A 23843-nucleotide genomic window follows, 5' to 3' on the forward strand; every position below is an offset into this window, starting at 1 on the left:
GAATCAAAGATGAACCCTCGTTCACCTCGTCGATCCGCACGACTGCTCGCAGCAGCAGCGGTCGTTGCCAGTGCGACCCTCGCCCTGGCGGGCTGCGCTTCCGCTGAAAGCGGCGGCGCAGGAACAGACGACGGAGAGATCATCGTCGGCTACTCGGGTTACACCCTGACCAATCCGTACTTCGCCGGACTCATCGCCGGGCTCGAAGCGGGCGCCGACGAATACGACTACAAACTGATCCAGACGAACTCGAACGGCGACAACGACGCCCAGGCGAGCGACATCCAGAACCTCGTGAGCCAGGGCGCCGACTACATCATCGTCAGCCCCGCCGATTCGTCGGCGATCGTCCCCGCAGTGGAATCGGCAGCCGAGGCCGGGGTCACCATGGTGGCAATCTCCGACACCATCGACTCGGAAGCCATCCAGTTCACCGTGGCCATGGATCACGTGAATATCGGCGAACAGAGCGCGCAGGGCATCGTCGACTTCCTGACGGAAAAGTATGGTGAACCGCGAGGAAAGGTCGTGGAGATGCAGGGAATCGCGGGCAGCGCGGCCGGAGCCGACCGCACGAAGGGGTTTGACAACATCATCAGCCAGTACCCGGACATCGAGGTCGTCGCCCGCGCGGACGGTGGATTCGACACCGACAAGACCTTCCAGGCCATGTCGACCATCCTCCAGGCGCACCCCGATGTGGATGCCGTCATGAACGCCAACGACAGCGAAGCCCAGGGCAGCACGAAGGCGATCGAAGCGGCCGGACTCTTCGAGCCGGTCGGCTCGCCGAATCACATCTTCGTCACCGGCAACGACGCGCCCGCGCCGGCAATCGCGGACATTCGCGCCGCGCGGCAGGACATGACGGTCGCATCGAACCCGATCAACCTCGCCCGGCTGGTCATGGACAGCATCGCCGAGCTCGAAGCTGGCGAAGCGGTAACGGGCTTCGTCGAATGGCCCGGAATGACCATCACACCGGCGAACATCGACTCCGCAGAGGTGCTGGAGTACGGAATCTGGGCTGATGAGGTCGGATAAGACCACTCGAGTCGTCCTCAAGGGCGTATCGAAAACCTACGGGGCCACACAGGTCCTGCGCGGTATCGATTTCGCCCTCGAGGGGGGCACGGTCACCGGCCTGGTCGGCGAAAACGGTGCCGGAAAGTCGACGTTGATCAAGATTCTCGCCGGCGCCATCGCACCGTCGTCGGGCTCCGTCTTTTTTGATGGCGAGGCTCTCCCGGGCTCCCCTCGCGAAGTGATCGATCGTGGCATCAGCGTCATCTACCAAGAGCTGACCGACATCCCCGACATGTCCCTGCTGGAGAATCTGCTCCTGGGCGACCTGTCAACACGTGTCGGTGTGAAGCACGCCTCGGCGAACCGTGCACGGGCCCGCGCCGGTCTGGCACGGGTCGGCATGGGGCACCTCGATTTGGCCGCGCCGATTCGCACGCTGTCGATTGCACAGCGACAGCTTGCCGAGATCGCTCGGTGCCTCGTCCGCGACGCCCGGGTGCTCATTCTCGACGAGCCCACTTCGTCGTTGCCCGAGCAGGATGTCGCCACGCTGCTCCAGGTGGTTGAAACACTGCGCGATGAGGGCATAGCGATCCTCTACGTTTCGCATCACCTGGACGAACTGTTTCGCGTCGCCGACAAGCTCGTCGTCCTCAGAGACGGCGCAAAGGTTGCCGAAAAGCCGACGACAGAATGGACGGAGCCGGGGCTCGTTCGCGCGATGCTCGCGAAGGATCTCGATGAGGCCTACCCATGGCGGGCGCGCGAGATCCGATCGACTGTCCTGGACGTGACCAACCTCACGGCGTCCGGCATCACTGATGTGTCGGTGAACGGACGATCGGGCGAGATCGTTGGCTTGGTCGGGCTGGCTGGCGCCGGACGGACGGAGTTGATGAAGGCCATCGCCGGAGCCTCGCCCGCGAGTGGCGAGGTTCGGATCGATGGCCGGCGGATGCGCGCGGGATCCGTGCTGCGTGCCCAGCGCGCCCGCGTGCTGCTCGCACCCGAGGATCGCAAACGCGACGGGCTGGTTCTGACGGCCTCGGTCGAGTCGAACATCTTCCTCGGCAATCTGAAGCCGGTGTCCCGCGCGGGGGTCCTGCGCAAACGCCTGATGACGCGCCTCGCGACAGACATCACCCGGCGTTATCGCGTTCGACTCGGTGCGGTCAGGCAAGCGGTCGGTGAACTATCCGGCGGCAACCAGCAGAAGGTCGTCGTCGCGCGGATCTCCGAACGAGCACCCCGCGTCGCCCTCTTCGACGATCCCACTCGAGGCGTCGACGTGGGGGCCAAAGCCGGCATCTACGAAGAGATCTTCAGTCTTGCCGAGAGCGGGGCGACGATACTCCTGTGCAGTTCGGACACCGATGAAGTGCTTGCGGTATCCGACCGCGCGTACGTGATGGCCGGTGGCCGGATCGTCAGCGAGATCGCGCGCGAAAACTTCGACAGAGAAACCATCCTCCACCTGTCCTCTGGGGGACCGGTTGTAAAGCAGAACGGAACTCCGACGACATGACGGATGTGACTACCGACCAACGGCCCACCGGTCGACTCTGGAGCGGACTCATCCGCTCCGCAACCGACAGCAACCTCGCGCCCATCATCGCGGCGCTCGTCATCGTCTCCGTTGTGCTTTCTTTCGCCACTCCGGCCTTCTTGACGGCGAGCAACCTGACCAACATCGTTACGCAGAGTGCCGTCGTCGGCATCGCGGCGATCGGGGCTACGTTCGTCATCATCACGAGCGGGATCGACCTCTCGGTTGGATCCAACATGGCGCTGTCGGGGATGGTGGGGGCGATCGTCGCCACCACGACCGGCAGCGGCCTGCTGGGCATCGTCGCGATTCTGATCGTTGCCTCAGCCGTGGGCGCCTTCAACGGGGCGTCTGTGGTGTGGCTGGGCCTGGCCCCTTTCATCGTCACGCTGGCCGTCATGGGTATGGCCCGCGGGTTGACGCTGCAGATCAGTCAGGGACAGTCGGTCTACGGTCTTCCCGAGTCGCTGAACTGGTTGGGCTCATCCGCGATCTTCGACGTCAAGACATCCGCCCTGGTCACGGTGTTGTTGTTCGTGGTCGCCCATTTCGTTCTGTCTCAAACCTCCTTCGGTCACAACATCTATGCGGTCGGCGGGAACGCCGAAGCAGCGCGGCTCGCCGGAATCAACGTGCGGGGCGTTGTCTTCGCCGCGTATGTGCTGGCCGGGATCACGGCGGGTATCGCGTCGATCATCTTGATCGGTCGGCTGGATTCCGCGACCCCCAACGCCGCGATGGGAACGGAGCTGCAGGTGATCGCTGCCGTCGTCATCGGCGGGACGAGCCTTTTCGGTGGAAAGGGCAGCATGATCGGCACCCTGATCGGCGTTCTGCTGATCGGTGTCATCAACAACGGACTGACCCTCTTGAACGTCTCGTCGTTCTGGGTGCAGTTCGTGCAGGGAGCGCTGATCTTTCTCGCGGTGCTGCTGGATGCCTTCAACACCCGCCGACGAAACAGGCGCGCGCGATCTTGATGGAGGTCCCCGTTCACGGCACACCCGACTACCGCTCCCTCGGGCGCTCTCTCTCCAACTGGGGGCGTTGGGGGGACGATGACGAGCGCGGCACCCTCAACCTGCTGACACCGGAGCGGAGGGCGCAAGCCGGGCGACTCATCCGGACAGGACACGTCTTCGACGCGTCCCTACCGCTCCACGAGGCCGGGCCCCAGCCAACCGACGGACAGCGTTCGAACCCCATCCACACCATGACGAAGCTGCCGAACAGCGACCCCTCCCCCAGTGGCTTCCACTATTTCGACGATGCTCTCTTTCTTCATCTACAGGGCGCCACGCAGATCGACACCCTGGCCCACGTCGCCTACGACGGTCTGCTGTACAACGGGTTGCCGATCGGCGACATCACAGCCGAGGGAGCTCAGCGACTCGGTGCGACCAACATCGGCGTATCGCTCACGGGGCGCGGGGTGCTGCTCGACATCGCCCGGCTTCGTGGGCGTCCGCGCCTGAGCCCCACCGAGGAGATCACGTGCGACGATCTCGATGCCGCCGAGGAAGCCGCGGGGGTTCGTGTCGGATCGGGCGACATGCTCCTGATCCGCACCGGATGGCTCTCGGTATTCACGCAAGAAGCCGACCGCGCCACCTTCTTCGCCTCGGAACCCGGTCTCGGTCTCGGCACGGCGCGATGGCTCAAGGATCGCGATGTCGCGTTCGTCGCCGCCGACAACTGGGGCGTGGAGGTTTCGCCAACCCTCGAGGGAATCGACATGCCGCTGCACTGCGTGCTGGTTCGAGACATGGGGATGCCGCTCGGTGAGATGTTCGATCTCGAGACCATCGCGGCCCATGCTGCCGAAACGGGACGCTACGAGTTTCATCTCTCCACCCCGGCGATGAACATTCCCGGAGCGGTCGGCTCGCCCGCCACACCCGTTGTCACCTTCTGACACTGGACATCGTGATGACTATCGTGGACCCCGTGACCGATACCGCTCCGCCCGTGCGCACTCGTGACCGCGAACGCACGCGGGCGGACCTGCTGCAAGTAGCAACCGAGTCCTTCGCCGAATCCGGGTTCTCCGGCACACGCGTCGATGACATCGCCGAGCGCACGCGCACGACGAAGCGGATGATCTACTACTACTTCGGCGGCAAGGAGGAGCTTTATCTCGCCGTCCTCGAGAAGGCATACCGGGGGATCCGCGAAGCCGAGCAGTCCCTCGAGGTGGGCGATCTGGCCCCCATAGAGGCGCTTCGTCGAATTGCGGAGCTGACATACGACCACCATCTGAACCACAGCGAGTTCATCCGGCTGGTCTCTATCGAGAACATCCATCGCGGGGCATTCATCCGCAGGCTCGGGGCGTTGCGGGAGCTCAACCAGCCCGCCCTGGGGGTGCTCGACACCGTCCTACGTCGTGGGCGCGAGGAGGGCGTGGTGCGGGACGACGTCGACGCCCTGGATGTCCACTTGGTGATCAGCTCCTACTGCTTCTTCCAGGTCGCCAACCAATACACGTTCGGATTCCTCTTCGACCGGGACCTGCTCGCCGCGGACCGACGAGATCACCTGCGCGGCATGATCGGCGACATTGTCGTCGCGTGGCTAACCTCGCCGCCGCGGTCAGCCGCAGGCGACGGGTAGCGCCGACGCGCCGCTTCAGAAGGCGGGCTACTCCTCGTCGAGGTCTTTCTCGAGCGCGTCCTCGGACAGGTGATCCCCCGGCGTCGGGGTGCGGAAGGTGGGATTCGCGGGGAACTCCACCGGCGCGCTCGCCTCGGAATCTCCATCGCCGGAGCCCCAGATCATGTCCGCATCGGTGTCGATATCGCGATCGGTGGGCGGGCCCTCTGGACGAGGCTCGTCGGCGGGCATGAAGGGCTCGGACATCGACATGGGCGTATCTTCCTGCTCCGAGGTTACGCGGCTCATCGCAATCGAGGGTGTAGCAGTGGTCTGAACCCTCCGCTTTCGAGCATGCTGCGGGCGATGTAGTTCGTGAGGTTGCGGAACCCGAGGGCGGAACCGCGGAGGTGCTCGAGGCGCCCGTTGATCGCCTCCGTCGGGCCGTTGCTGGTGCCGGGCCGGTCGAAGAACGCGAGGACGTCCGCGGCGCGCTGCTTGAGGGTGTGACCCAGGCGCCGGATCTCGGCGAGGGCGGCGGGAACGCCGGTGGTGATCGCGTCGATCACGGCTCGCATCGCCTGCTTCCCCTTCACCTTGTCGGGTTCTCGGTAGGCGGCGACGATGCGCTGGTAGATACCCCACGTCGCTTCGACCTCGACATGCTCATCGCTCGCGAACACGGCCTCAAGCCGGGCTTGCTGTTTCTCGGTGAGGAACCCCGCGCCGGTGTGCAGGGTGCGGCGGACCTTGTAGAGGGGGTCACTGGCGCGGCCTCGATGCCCGAGGGTGTCTTGCTGGACGCGTTGCCGACACCGGTCCAACGCGTCACCGGCGAGACGGACGACGTGGAACGGATCCATCACCGGGACCGCGTCGGGGAGCTCTTCCGCGGCAGCGGTCTTGAACCCGGTGAACCCGTCCATCGCGACAACATCGACGCCGTCCCGCCATGCCTGCGGCCGGTCGGCGAGCCACTGCTTGAACACGGCCTTCGAGCGGCCCTCGACCACGTCCAACAACCGCGCCGCGCCCGTCTTGTTCCGCGTCGGGGTGAGGTCGATGATCACGGTCACGTATTTGTCCCCGAACCGCGTGTGTCGCCAGACATGCTCATCGACCCCGATCGTCGTGACCCCATCGAACCGGTGAGGGTCATCGATCAGCCGACGCTTGCCTTCGGCGATGATCGCGTTGTTCGCCGTATGCCAGGACACCCCGAGCCCCGCCGCAACACGGGTCACGGTGAGGTGGTCAAGGACGACGCCCTCAAGCGCCCAGCTCACTCCGCTTCGCGAGATCTTCGCCCGCGGCGCCGCAGCCCGGTTCGTGTCTTCCCGCCAGGTCCGCCCGCACTCCGAACACCGATACCGACGCACCCGAACCAGCAGCGTGGTCGGACGGTGCCCGAACGGCTCGTGCGCGAGGCGGCGGGTCACCGTGTCTCGCGGGACACCTTCAACACCGCAGTTCCGGCACCACGGATCCGGCTCGGCGACGCGGCACTCGATCACCGCACGATCTGGCTCGAGTCGTTGGCCGGCGGCTTCGAGGCCGAGCTCGTCGAGGCGGCAGAACGTGGTCAGGTCAGGGTTCGCAAAGGTAGCGTGGAGCACGTCGAGGTCTTCCGGACGGTGAGTGTAGGAACTTCCATCCTGGAAGACCTCGACCCCTATCCAGCCAACGCCGCACGCACGCCGACTACACCCTCAATTGCGAAGAGCCGGTTACGCGGGGGTGAACTCGTCCAGCACCGGCTTCAGCACGGAGTTCAGCACCGGCGTCAGTTCTCGAGCGAGATCCCCCGCCAAGAATCCGAGACCCGGATGCTTCGTCAACCGGTCGCCTGCGCTCGCGTGCGCCCAGCTCGCCCACGCGACGGCACGTTCGGGCGGCAAGCCGCGCGCAGCCATCCCGGCGATGGCGCCGGCGAGCACGTCGCCGCTGCCCGATGTCCCGAGCCCGGCACCACCGGCCTCAACGCGCCAGGATGCGCCGGCCGGGTCGACGATGTCGCCGTAGCAGTTGACGATGGCCTGGTATCTTTCCGCGATCTCGCGCAGATCTGCGATGCGCTCATCGCTGCCGTTCTCGCCGAGCTCGCGCCCCAAGAGCCGCGAGGCCTCTTCTTCGTTCGGGTTGAGGAGCAGCGTCTGCGGAAGCCGCGAACGATCGATATCGGGAAGCACGCCGAGCCCGAACGCGTCCAGGACGAGACACGAGACATCCGTGTCCGCGACGGCTTCCACTGTCGCGCGTGTCTCATCGGGCTCGTCGAAACCCGGGCCGACGAGCACGGCACCCGCCGCGGCGAGTTCGTCTCGCAGGTGACCCTCGATCGGATCGGTGGCTCGTTCGGGCAGGGAGAAGATCGCGGCCTCGCGGATCACGACGCCGATCTGGGCCTCGATCGAGCCGGGCACCACGAGTCCCAAGCGGCCCGCTCCCACTCGCAGTGCGGCCTCGCCCGCGAGAAGGATCGCGCCGGGTGAGCGGCGGGAGCCTCCCACGACCATGACCCGGCCGCGTGTCTTCTTCGAGTTGCCGGGATCAGGCAGCCCCCACTCCCGCAGGAGGTCCGGCGTGACGCTCTCACTCTGGCTGGACATCGGGGCTCCCCGCATGCTCGGTGACCGGCGCACCCGCGCGCTCGAGGTGCGCGACGCTCGAGAAATCGACGACTTCCCAGCCCTCCTCGGTGAGGCGGAGGTGGGTGATCGAGGCGTTGTCGACCGTGTTGGCGGCGGCGAATTCCAGAAGCTCCGCTTCGTCGAGCGGGAGCAACACCGAGAGCAGCAGCATCACCACGGCATCGTGCGCCACGATCATGGCGCTCTCGGCGGGACCCGGGAGAGCATCGCGGAGGAAAGATCGCAGTCGCAGCGCGACATCGGCCCACGATTCCCCGCCTGGCGGTCGATGGTAGAACTTGCCGAGATGGCGGCGGCGCTCCGCTTCCCCCGGGTGCAGGCGCTCGACACCCACGCGCGTCAAGAGATCCAGAATGCCGAGCTCCCGGTCACGAAGACGCTCGTCCACGACCCGAGGGGCGGAGATGGATTCCTCATCCTTCAGCGCGATCGTCAGGGTCTCGCGGGCACGGGCATACGGTGACACCCAGAACGCATCGATCTGCTCCGGGTGAGCCGCCATCCACTCCCCGAGCGCCCGAGCCTGGGTCCTCCCGACAGGCGAGAGCGGGACATCCGCGTCGCGCAGATCGAGGGGAATGACGTCGAGCCCTTCGCGTTGGGCGCGCGTCGCCGCCACGTTGCCCACACTCTCACCGTGCCTGACCAACCACAATTCCGTCACCGACATCCCGCGAGCGTAGGCGCGCGCAACATTCGCGGGCACCCCGTTGACAAGTCGGTTGTGTCTCTGTCGACCCGCGCACTCGTCTGCAGGCGAGCGACCTAGCCGGCTGGCGCCAATCGAACGTCCACACGCGTGGGAACCACCACGGGGTGCGTTCCCGCGATCTTCTCCAGCACGCGAACGACCTGGCAGGAGTATCCGTACTCGTTGTCGTACCAGACGTAGAGCACCATGTTCGTGCCGTCCGCGATCGTTGCGAGCCCGTCGACGATGCCGGCGCGGTGCGATCCCACGAAGTCCGTTGAGACGACCTCGGGAGACTCGACGTAGTCGATTTGCTGCCGCAGCTTCGAGTGCAACGAGACCCGGCGCAGGTAGTCGTTAACCTCTTCCTTGGTCGCGGGGCGCTCGAGGGTGAGATTCAGGATGGCGAGCGACACGTCCGGCGTGGGCACGCGGATGCTGCTGCCCGTGAGCTTCCCGGCCAGTTCTGGCAGCGCCTTTGCCACGGCCTTGGCCGCGCCGGTCTCGGTGATGACCATGTTGAGCACGGCCGAGCGCCCGCGGCGATCGCCCTTGTGGAAGTTGTCCGTGAGGTTCTGGTCATTCGTGAACGAGTGCACCGTCTCGACATGCCCCCGGACGACACCGTAGGCCTCGTCGATGGCTTTCAGCACGGGGGTGATCGCATTGGTCGTGCAGGATGCGGCGGAGAGGATGCGGTCCTCGGGCGTGATGTCCGAATCGTTGATGCCGTGGACGATGTTCTTCAGCGGCGTCTTGCCCGGGGCGGTCAGCAGGACGCGCGCGACGCCGGGGCTCCGCAGATGCTGCGACAGGCCCTCCTCGTCGCGCCACCGACCCGTGTTGTCGACGATGACCGCCTCGCGGATTCCATAGGCCGTGTAGTCCGTCGCAGCCGGATCGCTAGAGTAGATCACCTGGATGCGGGTGCCGTTCGCGACGATCACCTCATTCTCTTCGTCGACCTCGACCGTGCCGGGGAACGACCCGTGCACCGAATCGCGGCTCAAGAGGCTCGCGCGCTTGATGAGGTCGTTCTCGGAACCCCGCCGAACGACGATCGCGCGCAGGCGCAAGCCGTGACCGTTGCCCGCGTGACTGATCAGGATGCGAGCGAGCAGTCGTCCGATGCGGCCGAAGCCGTAGAGCACGACATCCGTGCTCCGTTCGGCTGTCTCGACGTCCATACCCTCGAACGCGGCACGAACGTGCGCCTCGACATCGACCTCAGGCCCGGCGTCACGCAGCGAGAGGGCGAGCCGCGCGACATCGACCGAAGCCGGACCCGGACCTATCGCGAGAAGCGCCCTCAGCACGGCATCCGTCTGCTCGAGGGTGAGTTCTTCGTGACCGAGCTGGCGGGCCCGTTCGTGCGCCTCGATCACGCCGATCGCCGAAAGGTTGATGATGCGGTGACCGTGCACTGAGGTGACGATTCCGTGGTCACGGTACAGACGGCCGATCTGCGGGATCAGGCGCTCGGCGAGCTCCTCGCGAGCCACCCAGTCGTCGCGATGGGAGTCGTAATCGATCGTGGACACGGCGGTACCTCCAACGTTGCAGGTGCTTCTCAGCGCGGCATCCTCGATACGAATAGTCGAGCGAATCCCGGGCGAGCACAGATCCCTCGACTCTATCCGCTCCTTCCGGGCCCCTAATCGAGCTCCCGTGACGGCCCTGTCAACCCAGGAGCGGGATGCCTCATGGATGCCTAGGCTTCACCGCGACGAAGGGAAAGACCATGACGGAAGACCGCGATCTCGAGAATGCGTCCGATGCCGAGAACGACGAGGCAACGCAGAAGCCGGGCGGACTCGGCAAGGACGGCACGATCCCCGATGCCCCCCGCGGCGTCGGGGCGGGCCACACGGGCACCCGATCGACTTTCGAGCCCGAAGAGGACGAAAAGGCTGACGACGCCTAGTAGTACTTGGTTAGGTGCTTGTTAATGGTCGGGATGGCTGTTAACCTCGCGGCGTGCGGGCAGATGAGATAGCGCGGGTGCGGGCGGGGTTGGACGAGTTCGTCGGCGAGGTATTCGCGTCGCTTCAGCGGAAGGATCAGCGGGCGAAGGGTGGCCTGTATCTGCAGGGGCTGATGCTTGAGGGCCGCCGGAAGTCGATGCAGCCGATGGGAGACCGTCTCGGGATCGATTACCAGCAGTTGCAGCAGTTCGTGTCCTCGTCGCCGTGGCCTGTCGAGCCGGTCCGCCGGCAGCTCGCCCGCAAGGCGGTCGCGGTCATTGAGCCGGAGGCGTGGGTGGTCGATGACACCGGGTTCGTCAAGGACGGCCCGGCTTCACCCGGGGTCGCCAGGCAGTATTCGGGGACGCTGGGGAAGGTCGGGAACGTGCAGATCGGCGTCTCGATCCACGCGGTCACTGATCAGGCGTCCTGTCCGCTGGGGTGGCGGCTTTTCCTCCCCGAGGCGTGGGACGACACCTGCTCGGAAACGAACGAGCACGCCGAGCTGGTCACTGCCCGCCGGGTCAAGGCGCAGATCCCCGATACCGTCCGGCACCGACCGAAGTGGGAACTCGCACTGGAGATGATCGACGAGGCCGCGACCTGGGGTCTGGTGCCGCCCGTGATGGTCGGTGACGCCGGCTACGGAGAGATCGGATACTTCCGCACCGCACTCACCGACAGGGGCATCCCGTATGTGGTGCAGGTGAAGTCCTCCACGAGCGTGCACGACGCTGCCGCCCGTTTCGAGATGCCCGAGCGGACCGGAAAGCGAGGACACCCGTTCACGACGGCCAGCTACCAGACCGCGCCGGTGCAAGCGAAGACATACGCCGAGGACCTCCCCGCCGACGCGTTCGAGCAGGTGTCGTGGCGGCAGGGCTCCAAAGGCACCATGACCAGCCGATTCGCCGCCCGCCGGGTCCGCCCCGCGAACCGGAACCTGCCCCGTGAGCCGGACGGATCATTGCCCGAGTGCTGGCTCCTCATCGAATGGGCCGAGGACGCCGCAGAACCCACCGACTACTGGCTCTCCACCCTCCCGCCCGACACGCCGACCTCAGAGCTGGTCCGGCTCGGGAAGATCCGGTGGCGCATCGAACACGACTACCGCGAACTCAAACACGGCCTCGGCCTGGACCACTTCGAAGGCCGCACCTGGCTGGGATGGCACCACCACGTCACCCTCGTCACCGCCGCGCACCTGTTCATCACCCTCCAACGACTGGCCACCGACCCAAAAGCCCCAGGGGCAGCCTGAGCTTCTACGGCATCCTCCGCGAACTCCAAACCGCGGTCACCCGCCTCCTCAGCTGCTGCCCCTACTGCCAACGCGCCGGACCCACCTAACCAAGTACTACTAGGAGACTGCTGAACAATCTGGCGGGTTAAGGCGCGCCTGCGTGGTGGTCGAGTTTGGTCGTTAAGACTTGGTTCATGCAGGGTCGTGATGACGGTGCGCGTGATCTTCTGGATGTGTCCTCGTTCGCGGGGCATCTGTTGCCGGTGGGGGGTGTGTTCGCGTTCCTCGCCGAGCACCGGCACCGACTGTTCCCCGATGACATGTTCGAGGACTTGTTCCCCTCGGGGCGTGGCCGCCCGTCGCTGCCGGGGGATGTCGCCGCGTCCGTGTTGGTGCTGCAGGCGTTGCATGGCCTGTCGGATCGGGAGACGGCCGACGGGGTCACGTTCGATTTGCGGTGGAAGGCCGCGTGCGGGTTCGCGATCGATGCCGTGGGGTTTCACCCGTCGACGTTGACGTACTGGCGGCGTCGGCTGGCCGCGTCCGCTCGGCCGCATCGGGTCTTCGACGCTGTCCGTGAGGTGATCGCCGAGTCGGGTGCGGTCGCGGGCAAGACGCGGCGGGCGGTGGATTCCACGATCCTCGATGACGCGGTCGCCCGGCAGGACACCGTCACCCAGCTGATCGCGCAGATCCGCCGGGTCGGTCGGGACGTGCCCGGCGCGGCCGAGCAGATCACCGTGGTCTGCACCCGGCTGGCCGCGCTCACCGGGCACGGTTACGAGCAGACCGGGAAGCCGCGAATCGCGTGGGACGACCAGGACGCCCGCGACGAACTCGTCTCTGCCCTGGTCGGCGACGCGCTCGCACTGCTGGACGCCCTGGACCTCGAAAGCATCGAGCAGGCGGGTGGGAAGTCGGCAGACGCGGTCGCGCTGCTCGCCCTGGTCGCTGGGCAAGACGTTGAACCCGCCGCCGGGTCAGATGGCACTGACGGGCGGTGGAAGATCGCACGGAAGGTCGCACCGGACCGGGTGATCTCTACCGTCGATCCCGAGGCGCGACACGCGCACAAGACCGTGGAACGCCGTCAGGACGGGTTCAAAGCACACGTCGTGATCGAGCCGGAGACTGGGCTGGCGACCGCTGTTGCCCTCACCAAGGCCGCCGGGCCGGATAACTCCGACGCCGCGGTCGGAGCAGAACTGGTGACCGCCGATGCGACGATCGCTGCGGGTGAGAGCGTTCAGGTGCTCGGTGATTCCGCGTATGGGACCGGGGCGATGCTCGCTGCCCTCGACGAGGCGGGGCACGTGCCGGTGATCAAGCCGTGGCCGCTGCGGCCAGCAGTTCCCGGCGGGTTCACGATCGCTGACTTCGCCCACGATCCGGTCGCCGGAACCGTGACCTGCCCCGCCGGGAACGTGCGGAAGGTCACCGCGTATGGCCGCGCGACGTTCAAAGCCGCGTGCCGCTCCTGCCCGCTGAAGACCCAGTGCACAACATCGGCCGAGGGACGCACCGTCGTGTTGCACGAGCACGACCTGCTGCAACGCGCACATCGCGAACGCGCGACCGATCCCGATTTCCAGGCCACTTACCGGACGCTCCGGCCGATGGTCGAACGCACGATCGCGTGGGTCACCCGAGGGAACCGGCGCGTCCCGTTCCGGGGTGTCGTCAAGAACAACGCATGGTTGCATCACCGTGTCGCCGCACTGAATCTGCGCCGCTTGCTTGCCCTCGGCCTCACCCGGAACAACCAAGGCTGGGCGCTGACCTGACCCGAGCGCGGGACCCCGCCCCACGGACGCGCACACCCCCTGGACACGCCCGCGACCCCGTCGCAGAATAGGCACCAGCGGGCGGAGCGACCCCGTTGACGCACCCCGAGTGCTGACCTACACACGCCGCGAGACGGCTACTCGGCCGCGCTCCGTCCGCGCCAAACCCCCTTGTTCAGCAGTCTCCTAGACCAGCACTCCCGTCCGCCGGAAGGCGGCACCCGGGTGCGAATCGGGCAACCGGACGCAACCCTCCCCGAACAGATGCTCGCGGAGGGTGGCGCCCGGCAACTCGTCCTTGATGACACCGCGACGGCGCAGCTCGGGCATGACCTTCTCGAAGAACATGTCGTGGCTGCCGTCGGGGTCGGGCTGGACGAGAAATCCGTCGGCATCGGTCTCTTCGATGAGCGCCAGGGCCTGGTCGACTGCCTGCTCGACCGTCCCGAGGAAGGGCTTGCCCATGACGCCGTTCGCGCGGAACTCCTCGAGGATCTCCCGCACGGTCGGGGCATCCGGGCCGAGGAATCGCTCGACGTTCGTGCGTCCGTTGTCGGTCTTCCCCGTGCTTGCGGGCATCGGGCGGTCGAGATCGAACGACAGCAGGTCGACGCCCGTGAAGTAGGCGTACGTGGCGGCGGCATACTCGAGAGAAATACCCGCAATCTGGGCCTCGTGCGCGGCGCGTGCCTGATCTTCCGACTCGGCGATGCGGAACGTCCCGGCGATCAGGCACTTGATCGCGTCGCGGCCGCGGCCCTTCGCCTCGGCGCGACCGCGAATGTCGGCGATCTGTTCGGCGAGGGCTTTCGACTCGGCGGCGAGGAATACCGCCTCGGCGTACGTCGCCGCGAGTTCTCGCCCCGCGCTGGAGGCGCCGGCCTGGAACAGTGTCGGGGTGACCTGCGGGCTCGGCGGCGTGACGAGCACGCCCTTCGAGGAAAAGAAGGGGCCGTCGTGGATGATCTCGTGCACCTTGGCGGGATCTGCCCAGATCCCCGTCGCGCTGTCACGGACGAGGGCGTCGTCGTCCCAGCATCCTTCCCACAGCTTCAGCGAGAGCCGCACGTGATCGTCGGCCAGCGCATACCGGTCATCGTGCGGCATCAACGGCTCGCCGAACAGCAGTGCGGATCCCGCCTGCGCCGAGCCCGTCACGATGTTCCACCCGATGCGGCCCTTCGAGAAGTGATCGAGGCTGCGATACTGGCGCGCCACCATGGGCGGCTTCTCGACCATCGTGGAGACCGTCGTGACGAGCCCCAGGCTTTTCGTCGCTGCCGCCAACGCCGACATCAGCATCTGCGAGTCGACGGTCGAGAACTGCACGTTCCGCTCGATCGCCGTCGGGATGACGGTGTCGTTCAGCGTCGGGTAGCCGTACGAGTCGGCGAGGAACAGGAAGTCCGCACCCGCCGCCTCGCACTTGCGGGCGAGCTCCGTCCAGTACTCGAGGTCGGTGTAGTTCGGCTCATCCTCGCGGCCCGGCATCGCCCAGGTCTGTCGCGCACGACCGTTCTGGAACATGCCGATCGCCAGCTTCTTGGTCGTGATTCGCGTCATGATTCGCTCCTTACGCGGTGGCCGGTGATTTAGCGCTTGCGACGTCGCGTCGGTAGGCCGCCCCAGGATGCTCCGGGGCGAGATGCGGCGTGCCCGTGCCGAGCAACCGCTCGCGCAGCGTCATCGCGGGAAGGTCGGTGGCCACGAGACCGCGCGCACGCAACTCGGGCATCACGAGATCGATGAAACTGTCGAAGGTGCCCGTGTGATCCGGCTGGACGAGGAATCCGTCGGCGTCCGTCGCCTCGATAACGGCCTGCGCCTGGTCGACGACCTGCCCGGCGTCACCGATGAAGGGCGCCCCCATGACGCTGTTGCGCTGGAACTCCTCGAGGATCTCGCGGACGGTCGGTGCGTCGGGACCGAGGAAGCGCTCGACGTTCGTGCGGCCCGTCTGCGTGAGGGCCGCTTCGACGTCGAGTGGTTTGTCGGGATCCATGACCGACAGGTCGAGTCCGGTGAAGAAGGCGTACGAAGCGGCAGCGTCTTCGAGCGACCGCGTCCCCGTCTGGCGGGCACGAAGGGCGTGGGCGGCGGCCTCCGTCTCGGCGACGACGAACGTGCCGGCGATGAGGCACTTGATCGAGCGCGGATCGCGGCCGTACTCCTCGGCACGCCGGCGGATGTCGGCAATCTGGGCCGTGAGCGCCGGTACCTCCGCGGCGAGGAAGACGGCTTCGGCGTACTTTGCGGCCAGGTCACGACCGGGAATGGATGCGCCGGCCTGGAACAACATGGGTGTCCGCTGGGGTCCGGGCGGAACCGTCAGCAAGCCGTTCGCGTCGAAGTGCGGACCGTGGTGCTCGATCTCGCGAACCTTGTCGGGGTCGGCGAAGATCCCGGCCTCTCGGTCGATCACGAGCCCGCCTTCGTCCCAGCATCCCTCCCACAGTTTGAGCGAGAGGTCGACGTGGTCCGCGGCGATCTCATAGCGCAGGTCGTGCTCGGTCATCGGCAACCCGAACAGGCGCGCGGAGGCGTTCTGGCCCGCACCGGTCACGATGTTCCAGCCGATGCGTCCGTTGGTGATGTGGTCGAGGGTTGCCATCTTCCGTGCGACCATCGGGGGTTTCTCAACCGTGGTCGACAGCGTGGTGACGAGGCCGAGCCGTTCCGTCACCGCGGCGAGCGCGGGCAGGATCATCGTGGGATCGGCTTTCGGAAACTGGACTCCGCCGCGCAGGGCCGTCGCCGGGATACCGTCGCCGACGACCGGGTACCCGTAGTCGTCGGCGAAGAACAGGAAGTCGACGCCGGCATCCTCGCATCGGCGGGCCATCGTCAACCAGTGGTTCAGGTCGAGGAAGTCGGTCGCGGTGTTTTCGGGTAGCTTCCATGCCCCCATCAGCCCCGCGCACTGGAACATTCCGATCTTCCACGGCTGCTTCATGCCTTCGGAACCCATGTCTTCACCTCTCGCCACTGAACTGAACAGTTCAAAGCTAGGGTGCGATTGTTTCGCCCGTGTCACCGTCCCGAAAAACCTGGACGACCACGGGTCGGCCGGGTCGGCCTGTCAGGCCGAGGGTACGGAGGCGCGCGCGAGGGCAGCAGTCCCCGAAAGATCCCGGATGGCGTCGCGATACGCCGCGCGCAGCTGAGCGGGGTCAACGCCCGACAACAGCAGAAACTGCAAGCCACGGAACAGCGCGATGACCCGCGTCGCGCCGGACAGGGCGTCCTCGGGCGAGAAACCGTCCGCCAGGAGCGTGTCGCGAACGTCTTCGATCCACTCCCGCCCGACACGCTCGATGAAATCGCCCCAGTCGTCCGGATCGCGCATGGCGATGCCGAACCGCTGGAAGAACAGTCGGACGTACGGCCGGCTGTCGGGGTCGGCGAGATCGTCCCACGCTGTGAGCAAGCGCTGCTCGAGATCCCCCGGCTGGCTCAGTCGGGCGAACATGTCACGCAACCGCGGGAAGCTGTCGAACGCGACGAGCGCCGCCTCGCCGATCAGTTCCTGCTTCGAGCCGAAGTAGTAGAGCAGCATGCGATTGTTCGAGCCGATCGCACGTGAGATCGCACTCAGGCTGAGATCGATGACCCCATCGCGCAGGATGAGGTCGACAACCAAGCCCAGCAGGCGCTGACGCTCCGGCGTGTTCTCCACCCGGCTCATCTTACGGGCGGCGGATCGGAGCCCTGTCGGGTGCCGATCAACCCGCGGTCACGGGGGATGCGATGACGGGGTGCGCCGCGCCGAGCCGGTCATTGCCCGGGGTCTCCGACAGCCGCGCGCGGAGCGTGTTGCCGGCCTCGCCGTCGCGAAGCCGGCCGCGTTCGCGCAGGATCGGCATCACGAGCCGCCCGAAGTCTTCGAGGTCGTGGGGCGCAAAGACCGGCTCGATCAGAAAACCATCGAGGTCGGTCGCGGCGATCAGCGACTCGATCTGATCCGCCACCTGGATCGGGCTTCCGACGATACGGAAGCCGCGCGTCCCCCGGCCGCGCAACTGGTCGAGGATCTCTCGCACGGTCGGCGCACCCGTGCCCTCGGCGTCACCGAGGAAGCGCTCGATGTTGCTCGTACCCATCTGCCCGATGGGCCCGCCGGCATCCAGTACCTGGTGCAGTGTTTTGTCGGGGTCGAGCGCCAGCAGATCGATGCCGGTATTGCCGGCGTACAGCGACGCCACGATCTCGTCGGTCTGCATCGCATCGAATTCGGCTTCGTACCGCAGCGCATCGGCTTCGGTTTCGCCGACAAAGACGGTCAGGCCGCACATCAGGGTGATGGCCTCGGGGTCGCGACCGGCCTCGCTGGCGAGGCGGCGGATATCGGCGACGGCCGCGGCCGTCCGCGCGGGGGTCGTCGCCTGCACGAACACGCACTCGGCGTTCGAGGCGGCGAAAGCTCGGCCAGCCGGTGATGTGCCGGCTTGGAAGAGCACGGGCGTGCGCTGGGGCGAGGGCGGTGCGCCAAAGTATCCTCGCGATCGATAGTGCGCGCCGTCGTAGGTCACGCGGTGCACCCCGTCGCGCCTCGCGAAGACGCCCGACGCGGCGTCGCCGACGAAGGCGTCGTCATCCCACGCGGTTTCCCAGAAGCGAGCGGCGAGTTCCACATACTCCGCCGCCATTTCGTAGCGGGTGTCGTGCGGCACCATGCTGTCGTGACCGAACACGTCGGCGATCGCGTTCTGCGACGCCCCCGTGACGATGTTCCAGCCGATGCGTCCACCCGTCAGATGATCGAGGGTCGAGAGCCGACGGGCGAGCTGAACGGGATGATCCAGGCCCGTCGACTGCGTCACGACGAAGCCGAGCCGGTCGGTGTGCTGGGCGAGGATCGGAATCAGGTAGTCCGGGTCCAGGCTCGGGAAGTTGATGGCCTTCTCGGTCGCCACATGGGGCAAGTCGCCGTCGATCAGCGGATAGCCGTAGCCCCCCGCGAAAAAGAGGAAGTCGAACCCGGTGTCTTCGAGGATCCGCACCATCCGGATCCAATGCTGCGGGTCGAGGTATGACAGGCCCTCGCTGCGCGGGTGCGCCCAACTGTAGGTGCCACCCACCTGGGGGCCCATGACCTCGAAGACGCCGAAGTGCAGTGTCTTGCTCATGCCGCAAGCCATCCGTCGATCGCGGTCTTCGCCGCGGCCTTGACGTCTGCGGGGGCAAGAGTCGTCTCGATCGACGTCCACGCGCACGCGGCGAGCTGCTCGTCGGTCATGCCCAGGCTGGTGCGACACAGTTCGTACTCGGCCAGGATGTCGGGGCCGAACAGGATCGGGTCATCGGCGTTGATCGAGCACCGCACGCCGGCATCCAGCAGGACCGTCAGCGGGTGCTCGCCGATCTCGGCCACGACGTCGAGCAGCACGTTCGACGTCGGGCACACGTCGAGCGGGATGCCGCGCTCAGCCAGGAGTGCCACCAACTCCGGGTCCTCGATCGCCCGCACGCCGTGCAGGATCCGATCCGCCCGGAGGACGTCGATCGCCTCCCAGACGGACTCCGGTCCCACCAGCTCACCCGCATGGGGTGTCGACTGCAGTCCCGCCGCGCGGCCGATCGCGAAGGCATCGGCGAAGTCGGCGCAGGGGAAGCCGCGTTCGTCCGCGGCGAGTCCGAGCGACACGACGCCATCGCCGGCGAACCGCGCCGCGGCACGAGCGACCTCGATCGCGTTCTCGAGCCCGGCGGTGCGATCGATCGTCGGCATGAAACCGAACGCAACGCCGTGGGTCGCCGAAGCGGACCGCGCGAGGTCGAGCATCTCGGCGAGCGATGCCTCGAGCGATCCGTACCGCCCGGCGTAGAAGCGAGGGCTCACTCCGAGCTCGAGATAGGCAACACCCTCCGCCGCCTGATCTTCGAAGATCTGGTCCATCAGGATGCCGAGGTGGTCGGGGTGATCCATGGCCGCGAGCAGACCGCGGTAGGTCTCGCTGAACGCGGTGAACCCGGAGAATCCGCTCGTCACGACGGGCTCGATCCCGAGCGCACCCGACAGGTCGACGAGTGTGCCCGGCCGCATGGCCGCCTCCATGTGGAGATGCAGGTGCCCTTTGGGTAGGGCCTGTAGGTCTCTGACGGTGGCGGCATCGGAGGTGAGGGACTCGGTGAGGGTCATGCGTTTCTCTCTCGCTATCGAAGTGATCGGGGTGGGCGGTGGGGCCCGGGATGAACACCCGAGCCCCACCTCACGGGTTTATTCGAGGCTCGCGTGGGCCGCCTCGAGGTAGCTCATGTCGATGTAGTCGTTCGGGTCCGGAAGATCCGCGTAGCCGGCCGCTTCGAGGCCCGGATACATCAGCTCCAGCATCAGCTCGGGGTCCATCCAGAACAGCGGGTCGCCGTACTCCCCCACGACCAACGGCTGCTGCAGTTCGTTCTCACGGGTCTGCTGGACGATGTCGAGGCCGAGATCGGCGCCGTACTCGTCGACCGACAGCTGGGCTCCGACGGCGAAGTCCTCACCGTTCTCTTCCCAGCCCCGGATGGATGCCCGCAAGAAGCCCTCCATCAGATCGCCGTTCTCTTCGATGTACGCAGAGTCGCCGTAGACGACGTTGCCGTAGAGGGGCATGCCGAGTTCGGCATAGAGGGTCACGACGTAGTCGTCGGGAGAGAGCCCGTACTGCTCCTCGAGCATGATCGGCTGGTTGGTCGCGTAGGCCGTGTATGCCACGCCCTGGCCATCCACGAGCGGGGCGATGTCGTAGCCGACCGGGATGAATTCGTAATCGGGCTCGAGACCCGCGAGCGCGAAGACGGCGTCGTAGTTGATCTGGGTGCCCTCCTGGCCGAGCACCGTCTTTCCGACCATGTCCTCGGCGGAGGTGACGGGATCGTCCGCGAGCGATACAAGCGCGCCAGGACTCTCCTGGAAGAGTGCGCCGATCGCTGTCCAATCGTTTCCGTCGGCGAAGGTCTGCAGCCAGGATTGCGTTCCGGGCACGATGCCGAGGTCGGCATCTCCCGCGGCGACGGTCGCCATGGTGGTGGGAGCGTTCGGCCCACCGCCGATCCACTCGACCTCGATACCTTCTTCGGCGTAGTAGCCCTCGGCATCGGCGATCCAGAATCCGCCCCACTCGACGTTCTTGATCCAGCCGAGCGAGACCCGGATGGTGGTGAGTTCCTCCCCGACCTCCGCACTTTCGGCGTCACCCGCCGCCCCCGCGCAGCCGGCGAGTGCCAGCGAGGCGACGAGCGCGAACGAGGATGCGGTCAAGATGCGCTTGCGGCGCTGTGGTGCGGCGGCTGACAGACGGTGCGACATGTGGCTCCTTGTGTGGGTTGGGGCATCTGGTCGGGCGATTTCGGGTCGAGTGGGCTGTTTTCGGCAAGGCTCCCGCTACGGTCGCGCCCCTGCGCTACCTGGATCGGGACGGATCAGGGATCGAAATGGATCAGGTGACGCGCGCGTCCACGCGACGCTCGAGCACGCGCGCACCCAGGAACACCAGCACGGACGCAATGGTCGCGATGAGGGCCGTCCCCCAGGCCCGCTCCATGTTCATGTAGCTGCGCGACTCGGAGAACAGGGCGCCGAGCCCGTTGGTGCCCATGAGGAACTCTGCGAGCATGGCTGCCAGCACGGCGGTCGGGGCGGTGATGCGCACCGAGATCATGAGGTTCGGCAGTGCATGCAGGATGCCGAGGCGTCCGAGGACCTGCAGCTTGTTTGCGCCCATGACTCGGAACAGATCCGCACCGGCTTCGGGAATCGAAGCCAGTCCCGACAGAGTGAAGACGAAGGCCGGGAAGAAGCAGATCAGCGCGGTCGAGGTGATCACGGCCGCGTCGCCGTAGCCGACGATCCGGGCGATGATCGGGATCATCGCGGTGATCGGAACCGAGCGGATGACGAGGGCGGTCGGTGTCACGACGCCTGACAGCGCGGCCGACCACCACACCGCGATACCGGCGACGAAACCGATGAGGGTGCCGCCGATCAACCCGCCCAGCGAAACACCGAGGGTGTAGAGCACGGAGGGCAGGTAGTCGCCGAATCCCGCCGTGAGGTCGGCGATGACGTTCCACGGGCGAGGGGCGACGGTCGACGTGTAGTCGTTCAAGACGATCCAGAGGTCCCAGGCGATCAGGATCATGGCGATCGGCCAGAGGTGCAGCAGTCCCACCCCGAACGCACGCAGGCGGCTCATGCGAATCTCCGCACGGCGACACGCTGCAGCTGAACGAAGAGCAGGTATGCCGCGAGCGACATGATGGTCGCCGCCAGCGCCGCCGACCAGAGCAGGGCCATCTGGTAGTTCTGCATGGCGCTGACGAGAACCAGTCCCAAGCCCATCGGGGCACCGAACCATTCGCCGATCGTCGCGCCGAGCACCGCGGCGGGAGCTGCGAGCGTCAGGCCGTCGAAGAATGCGGGAATCGCCTGTGGCACTTCGAGCCGGGCGAGGCGCTGGATGCGCTGCGAGCCGAGCACGGTGAACACGTCTTCGTGCGCGGCACTCGTGTGAGCGAAGCCCGAGGTCATCGTGACGAACATGACGAAGCCGACACTGAGTGCCGCGATCACCATCGGCGTATCCTCACGCCCGACGGTCGTGATCAGCAGCGGCGCCAAGGCGATGGTCGGTACCGCGTGCAGGATGGCCGCGAAACGATCGAATCCCGGACGCAGCAGCGGTACCACGAGCGCGAGCGCTGCCCCGATCACGGCAACGGCGACACCGAGGACAAAGCCTTGGGCGGCGGCCGAGAGCGTGACGAGTGCGTTCCGCCAGACGAGGCTCGCGCCGGCCGGCGTCGAGACGTAGGCCACGACATCCGTCAATGGGGGCCACGCCCGGCCGGCGAGCTGGAACTGTCCGATGAGTTCGGCGCCCAGGATCAGCAGCATACTGCCGACGACCCCGTAGATGACCTTCGTGGATCTGCGGGTGGGCTTCACGCCGCAGCACTCTCGCTGGCATCGAGGAGCGAGGTGAGCTCGTCGACGAGAGCATGGAACTCGGGAGAGCGGGTGGTCTCGGCATCCCGGGGACGAGGGAAGTCGACCTTCTTCACCTCGCGGACCTGCCCGGGGCGACCGGTCATCACGATGATCCGATCGGCGAGGATGAGCGCCTCGTCGACATCGTGGGTGACGAGGATCGAGGTGATCTTCTCTTCGCCCCAGATCCGCGCGAGCTCGGCGTTCATCCGGCGTCGGGTAACGGCATCGAGTGCGCCGAATGGTTCGTCGAGGAGGAGCAGATCCGGGCTCAGGACGAGGGCGCGTGCGATGGACACACGCTGACGCATGCCGCCCGAGAGCTGCTTGGGCCGCGCCTTTTCGAAACCGCTGAGCCCGACGAGCTCGATGAGTCCGTCGACCCGGGCATCGTCGACCTTCCGACCGGCGACCTTGTAGGGGAGCGTGATGTTCGAACGCACCGAGGCCCACGGCAGCAGGGCGTGCTCCTGAAAGGCGACGCCGAGCCGGTGCTGCTTCGCCAGCTGACGCGGCTCGGCACCGAAGATCTCAACGGTTCCGTTCGTCGGCTCATCGAGCCCCGCGGCGAGGCGCAGGACCGTCGACTTACCGCACCCGGACGGACCGATGATGGCGACGAACTCGCCCTCCTCGATCTCGATGTCCACCTGCGAGAGGGCCTGCAACTGCTTGCCCCGGCCGAGCGAGAAGATCTTGTCTGCCGCACGGATTGAGACCGCCGTCTTCGGCCCCGGCGCAACTCCGACCCCCGTCGTCGTTGACGGCGCCCGAGTGGCGGTCGCGGTGGGTGCGGTGACGAGTGCAGCAGAGGCCATGGAGGGATCCGTCCGGTCAGGAACTTCCAGATCGAGCCACTCGTACGCTTGCTGCTCCGCCCGAGTGAATTGGTTAGTTCAACCGTAGGAACGTCCTGTTTCGGCCAGGTGACGCGATCGTGCGGACCTTGTTACGTTCTGGACGCCGCCGAAGACCCGGCGCTTGCCTCAGAGCTCGAACTTCTCGTTCTCTGCCTCGAACTCCTCGCCGGTGAGCTTGCTCTTCACGAGCGAGACGAGGGTCGCGACCTTGCCGCCCGGGCTGTCCCAGTACTCGCCGCTCAGCGCATCGATCTTGAGCAGCGCTACGTTCGGGTTGCGCGCGATGTCCTCGACCGCCGATGCGTCCTTGCCGATGATGAACCAGAGGATGAAGCGGTCATGGTGGCGTTTTCCTGCGCGAGGATCCCACGTCTGGGGTTTGTTCGGCACAGTCAAACGCACTCACCACGCCGCGGGTGGGGCGTTGACAGATCCGGCGATCGTGTTGAGCCGGCGCGGCGATCGCGTGGTTGAGGGCCTCGAGGTCGTGGAGCGACGTCATTACTTCACCCATC

General features: G+C 66.5%; 23 protein-coding genes. 8 read left to right on the forward strand and 15 right to left on the reverse strand.

The window, feature by feature from the left end; translation table 11 throughout:
* Positions 1–9 precede the first annotated feature (9 nt).
* From ACT9TC_RS06780 to ACT9TC_RS06800, 5 genes are read left to right on the forward strand one after another with little or no spacing between them, the layout of a single operon-like run.
* Positions 10–1044 (forward strand): sugar ABC transporter substrate-binding protein, encoded by a 1035-nt coding sequence (locus ACT9TC_RS06780; RefSeq protein ID WP_458042610.1) that lies wholly within the window; start codon positions 10–12, stop codon positions 1042–1044.
* A complete protein-coding gene (locus ACT9TC_RS06785; RefSeq protein WP_458042611.1) occupies positions 1031–2551 on the forward strand; it encodes a sugar ABC transporter ATP-binding protein in 1521 nt (506 codons plus the stop codon). Before ACT9TC_RS06780 ends, ACT9TC_RS06785 begins: the two co-directional genes overlap by 14 nt.
* On the forward strand, positions 2548–3552 hold the full coding sequence (locus ACT9TC_RS06790) for an ABC transporter permease (protein WP_458042612.1): 1005 nt from the start codon (positions 2548–2550) through the stop codon (positions 3550–3552). Before ACT9TC_RS06785 ends, ACT9TC_RS06790 begins: the two co-directional genes overlap by 4 nt.
* Positions 3552–4487: a cyclase family protein gene (locus ACT9TC_RS06795; RefSeq protein ID WP_458042613.1), complete on the forward strand. Its 936-nt coding sequence runs from the start codon at positions 3552–3554 to the stop codon at positions 4485–4487. The genes ACT9TC_RS06790 and ACT9TC_RS06795 overlap by 1 nt, the downstream gene beginning before the upstream one ends.
* Before the next feature lie 32 nt (positions 4488–4519).
* Complete coding sequence (locus tag ACT9TC_RS06800) at positions 4520–5185, forward strand: TetR/AcrR family transcriptional regulator (RefSeq protein WP_458042614.1); 666 nt, start codon at positions 4520–4522, stop codon at positions 5183–5185.
* Between the two features lie 27 nt (positions 5186–5212).
* Here the strand turns inward: ACT9TC_RS06800 and ACT9TC_RS06805 are convergent, their stop codons facing one another.
* The 5 genes from ACT9TC_RS06805 to ACT9TC_RS06825 form a co-directional block, all read right to left on the reverse strand.
* Entirely contained in the window at positions 5213–5437 is a 225-nt protein-coding gene (locus ACT9TC_RS06805) for a hypothetical protein (RefSeq protein ID WP_458042615.1), read from the reverse strand.
* 32 nt (positions 5438–5469) lie between these two features.
* On the reverse strand, positions 5470–6780 hold the full coding sequence (locus ACT9TC_RS06810) for an ISL3 family transposase (RefSeq protein ID WP_458042616.1): 1311 nt from the start codon (positions 6778–6780) through the stop codon (positions 5470–5472).
* 111 nt (positions 6781–6891) lie between these two features.
* Positions 6892–7773, reverse strand: coding sequence for an ADP-dependent NAD(P)H-hydrate dehydratase (locus ACT9TC_RS06815; RefSeq protein ID WP_458042617.1), 882 nt, complete (start codon positions 7771–7773; stop codon positions 6892–6894).
* Positions 7757–8485: a histidine phosphatase family protein gene (locus ACT9TC_RS06820; RefSeq protein WP_036300162.1), complete on the reverse strand. Its 729-nt coding sequence runs from the start codon at positions 8483–8485 to the stop codon at positions 7757–7759. Before ACT9TC_RS06820 ends, ACT9TC_RS06815 begins: the two co-directional genes overlap by 17 nt.
* Positions 8486–8580: 95 nt before the next feature.
* The gene (locus ACT9TC_RS06825; protein WP_458042618.1) at positions 8581–10047 is read right to left on the reverse strand and encodes a glyceraldehyde-3-phosphate dehydrogenase; all 1467 of its coding nucleotides are present in this window, start codon (positions 10045–10047) and stop codon (positions 8581–8583) included.
* A gap of 200 nt (positions 10048–10247) precedes the next feature.
* Between ACT9TC_RS06825 and ACT9TC_RS06830 the strand changes: the two genes are divergently transcribed.
* The 3 genes from ACT9TC_RS06830 (at position 10248) to ACT9TC_RS06840 (ending at position 13497) form a co-directional block, all read left to right on the forward strand.
* Entirely contained in the window at positions 10248–10430 is a 183-nt protein-coding gene (locus ACT9TC_RS06830; RefSeq protein WP_458042619.1) for a hypothetical protein, read from the forward strand.
* A 53-nt stretch (positions 10431–10483) separates the two neighbouring features.
* Complete coding sequence (locus ACT9TC_RS06835; RefSeq protein WP_458042620.1) at positions 10484–11731, forward strand: IS701 family transposase; 1248 nt, start codon at positions 10484–10486, stop codon at positions 11729–11731.
* Positions 11732–11907: 176 nt separating this feature from the next.
* Positions 11908–13497, forward strand: a complete 1590-nt coding sequence (locus ACT9TC_RS06840; RefSeq protein WP_458040599.1) for an IS1182 family transposase — start codon at positions 11908–11910, stop codon at positions 13495–13497.
* A gap of 186 nt (positions 13498–13683) precedes the next feature.
* On the opposite strand, the gene ACT9TC_RS06845 is transcribed toward ACT9TC_RS06840, so the two are convergent.
* The 10 genes from ACT9TC_RS06845 to ACT9TC_RS06890 form a co-directional block, all read right to left on the reverse strand.
* The gene (locus tag ACT9TC_RS06845; protein WP_458042621.1) at positions 13684–15060 is read right to left on the reverse strand and encodes an NtaA/DmoA family FMN-dependent monooxygenase; all 1377 of its coding nucleotides are present in this window, start codon (positions 15058–15060) and stop codon (positions 13684–13686) included.
* A gap of 10 nt (positions 15061–15070) precedes the next feature.
* Positions 15071–16465, reverse strand: a complete 1395-nt coding sequence (locus ACT9TC_RS06850) for an NtaA/DmoA family FMN-dependent monooxygenase (protein WP_458042622.1) — start codon at positions 16463–16465, stop codon at positions 15071–15073.
* Positions 16466–16576: 111 nt separating this feature from the next.
* Positions 16577–17173, reverse strand: coding sequence for a TetR/AcrR family transcriptional regulator (locus ACT9TC_RS06855; RefSeq protein WP_051513751.1), 597 nt, complete (start codon positions 17171–17173; stop codon positions 16577–16579).
* 46 nt (positions 17174–17219) lie between these two features.
* A complete protein-coding gene (locus tag ACT9TC_RS06860; RefSeq protein WP_458042623.1) occupies positions 17220–18623 on the reverse strand; it encodes an NtaA/DmoA family FMN-dependent monooxygenase in 1404 nt (467 codons plus the stop codon).
* Positions 18620–19636: an adenosine deaminase gene (gene add, locus ACT9TC_RS06865; RefSeq protein WP_458042624.1), complete on the reverse strand. Its 1017-nt coding sequence runs from the start codon at positions 19634–19636 to the stop codon at positions 18620–18622. Before add ends, ACT9TC_RS06860 begins: the two co-directional genes overlap by 4 nt.
* Before the next feature lie 78 nt (positions 19637–19714).
* The gene (locus ACT9TC_RS06870) at positions 19715–20788 is read right to left on the reverse strand and encodes an ABC transporter substrate-binding protein (protein ID WP_458042625.1); all 1074 of its coding nucleotides are present in this window, start codon (positions 20786–20788) and stop codon (positions 19715–19717) included.
* A gap of 130 nt (positions 20789–20918) precedes the next feature.
* The gene (locus ACT9TC_RS06875) at positions 20919–21674 is read right to left on the reverse strand and encodes an ABC transporter permease (protein WP_458042626.1); all 756 of its coding nucleotides are present in this window, start codon (positions 21672–21674) and stop codon (positions 20919–20921) included.
* Positions 21671–22426 (reverse strand): ABC transporter permease, encoded by a 756-nt coding sequence (locus tag ACT9TC_RS06880; RefSeq protein ID WP_458042627.1) that lies wholly within the window; start codon positions 22424–22426, stop codon positions 21671–21673. Before ACT9TC_RS06880 ends, ACT9TC_RS06875 begins: the two co-directional genes overlap by 4 nt.
* The gene (locus ACT9TC_RS06885; protein WP_458042628.1) at positions 22423–23286 is read right to left on the reverse strand and encodes an ABC transporter ATP-binding protein; all 864 of its coding nucleotides are present in this window, start codon (positions 23284–23286) and stop codon (positions 22423–22425) included. Before ACT9TC_RS06885 ends, ACT9TC_RS06880 begins: the two co-directional genes overlap by 4 nt.
* A 168-nt stretch (positions 23287–23454) precedes the next feature.
* The gene (locus ACT9TC_RS06890; RefSeq protein WP_458042629.1) at positions 23455–23718 is read right to left on the reverse strand and encodes a pyridoxamine 5'-phosphate oxidase family protein; all 264 of its coding nucleotides are present in this window, start codon (positions 23716–23718) and stop codon (positions 23455–23457) included.
* Positions 23719–23843 lie beyond the last annotated feature (125 nt).

Source organism: Microbacterium sp. HM-570 (assembly GCF_054165885.1).

Bases quoted from the DNA above. Each gene is read 5' to 3' on its own strand.
- ACT9TC_RS06780 (WP_458042610.1), top strand. From the start codon at position 10: ATGAACCCTCGTTCACCTCGTCGATCCGCACGACTGCTCGCAGCAGCA.
- ACT9TC_RS06785 (WP_458042611.1), top strand. From the start codon at position 1,031: ATGAGGTCGGATAAGACCACTCGAGTCGTCCTCAAGGGCGTATCGAAA.
- ACT9TC_RS06790 (WP_458042612.1), top strand. From the start codon at position 2,548: ATGACGGATGTGACTACCGACCAACGGCCCACCGGTCGACTCTGGAGC.
- ACT9TC_RS06795 (WP_458042613.1), top strand. From the start codon at position 3,552: ATGGAGGTCCCCGTTCACGGCACACCCGACTACCGCTCCCTCGGGCGC.
- ACT9TC_RS06805 (WP_458042615.1), bottom strand. From the start codon at position 5,437: ATGTCGATGTCCGAGCCCTTCATGCCCGCCGACGAGCCTCGTCCAGAG.
- ACT9TC_RS06815 (WP_458042617.1), bottom strand. From the start codon at position 7,773: ATGTCCAGCCAGAGTGAGAGCGTCACGCCGGACCTCCTGCGGGAGTGG.
- ACT9TC_RS06820 (WP_036300162.1), bottom strand. From the start codon at position 8,485: ATGTCGGTGACGGAATTGTGGTTGGTCAGGCACGGTGAGAGTGTGGGC.
- ACT9TC_RS06830 (WP_458042619.1), top strand. From the start codon at position 10,248: ATGACGGAAGACCGCGATCTCGAGAATGCGTCCGATGCCGAGAACGAC.
- ACT9TC_RS06840 (WP_458040599.1), top strand. From the start codon at position 11,908: ATGCAGGGTCGTGATGACGGTGCGCGTGATCTTCTGGATGTGTCCTCG.
- ACT9TC_RS06845 (WP_458042621.1), bottom strand. From the start codon at position 15,060: ATGACGCGAATCACGACCAAGAAGCTGGCGATCGGCATGTTCCAGAAC.
- ACT9TC_RS06850 (WP_458042622.1), bottom strand. From the start codon at position 16,465: ATGGGTTCCGAAGGCATGAAGCAGCCGTGGAAGATCGGAATGTTCCAG.
- ACT9TC_RS06860 (WP_458042623.1), bottom strand. From the start codon at position 18,623: ATGAGCAAGACACTGCACTTCGGCGTCTTCGAGGTCATGGGCCCCCAG.
- add (WP_458042624.1), bottom strand. From the start codon at position 19,636: ATGACCCTCACCGAGTCCCTCACCTCCGATGCCGCCACCGTCAGAGAC.
- ACT9TC_RS06870 (WP_458042625.1), bottom strand. From the start codon at position 20,788: ATGTCGCACCGTCTGTCAGCCGCCGCACCACAGCGCCGCAAGCGCATC.
- ACT9TC_RS06875 (WP_458042626.1), bottom strand. From the start codon at position 21,674: ATGAGCCGCCTGCGTGCGTTCGGGGTGGGACTGCTGCACCTCTGGCCG.
- ACT9TC_RS06885 (WP_458042628.1), bottom strand. From the start codon at position 23,286: ATGGCCTCTGCTGCACTCGTCACCGCACCCACCGCGACCGCCACTCGG.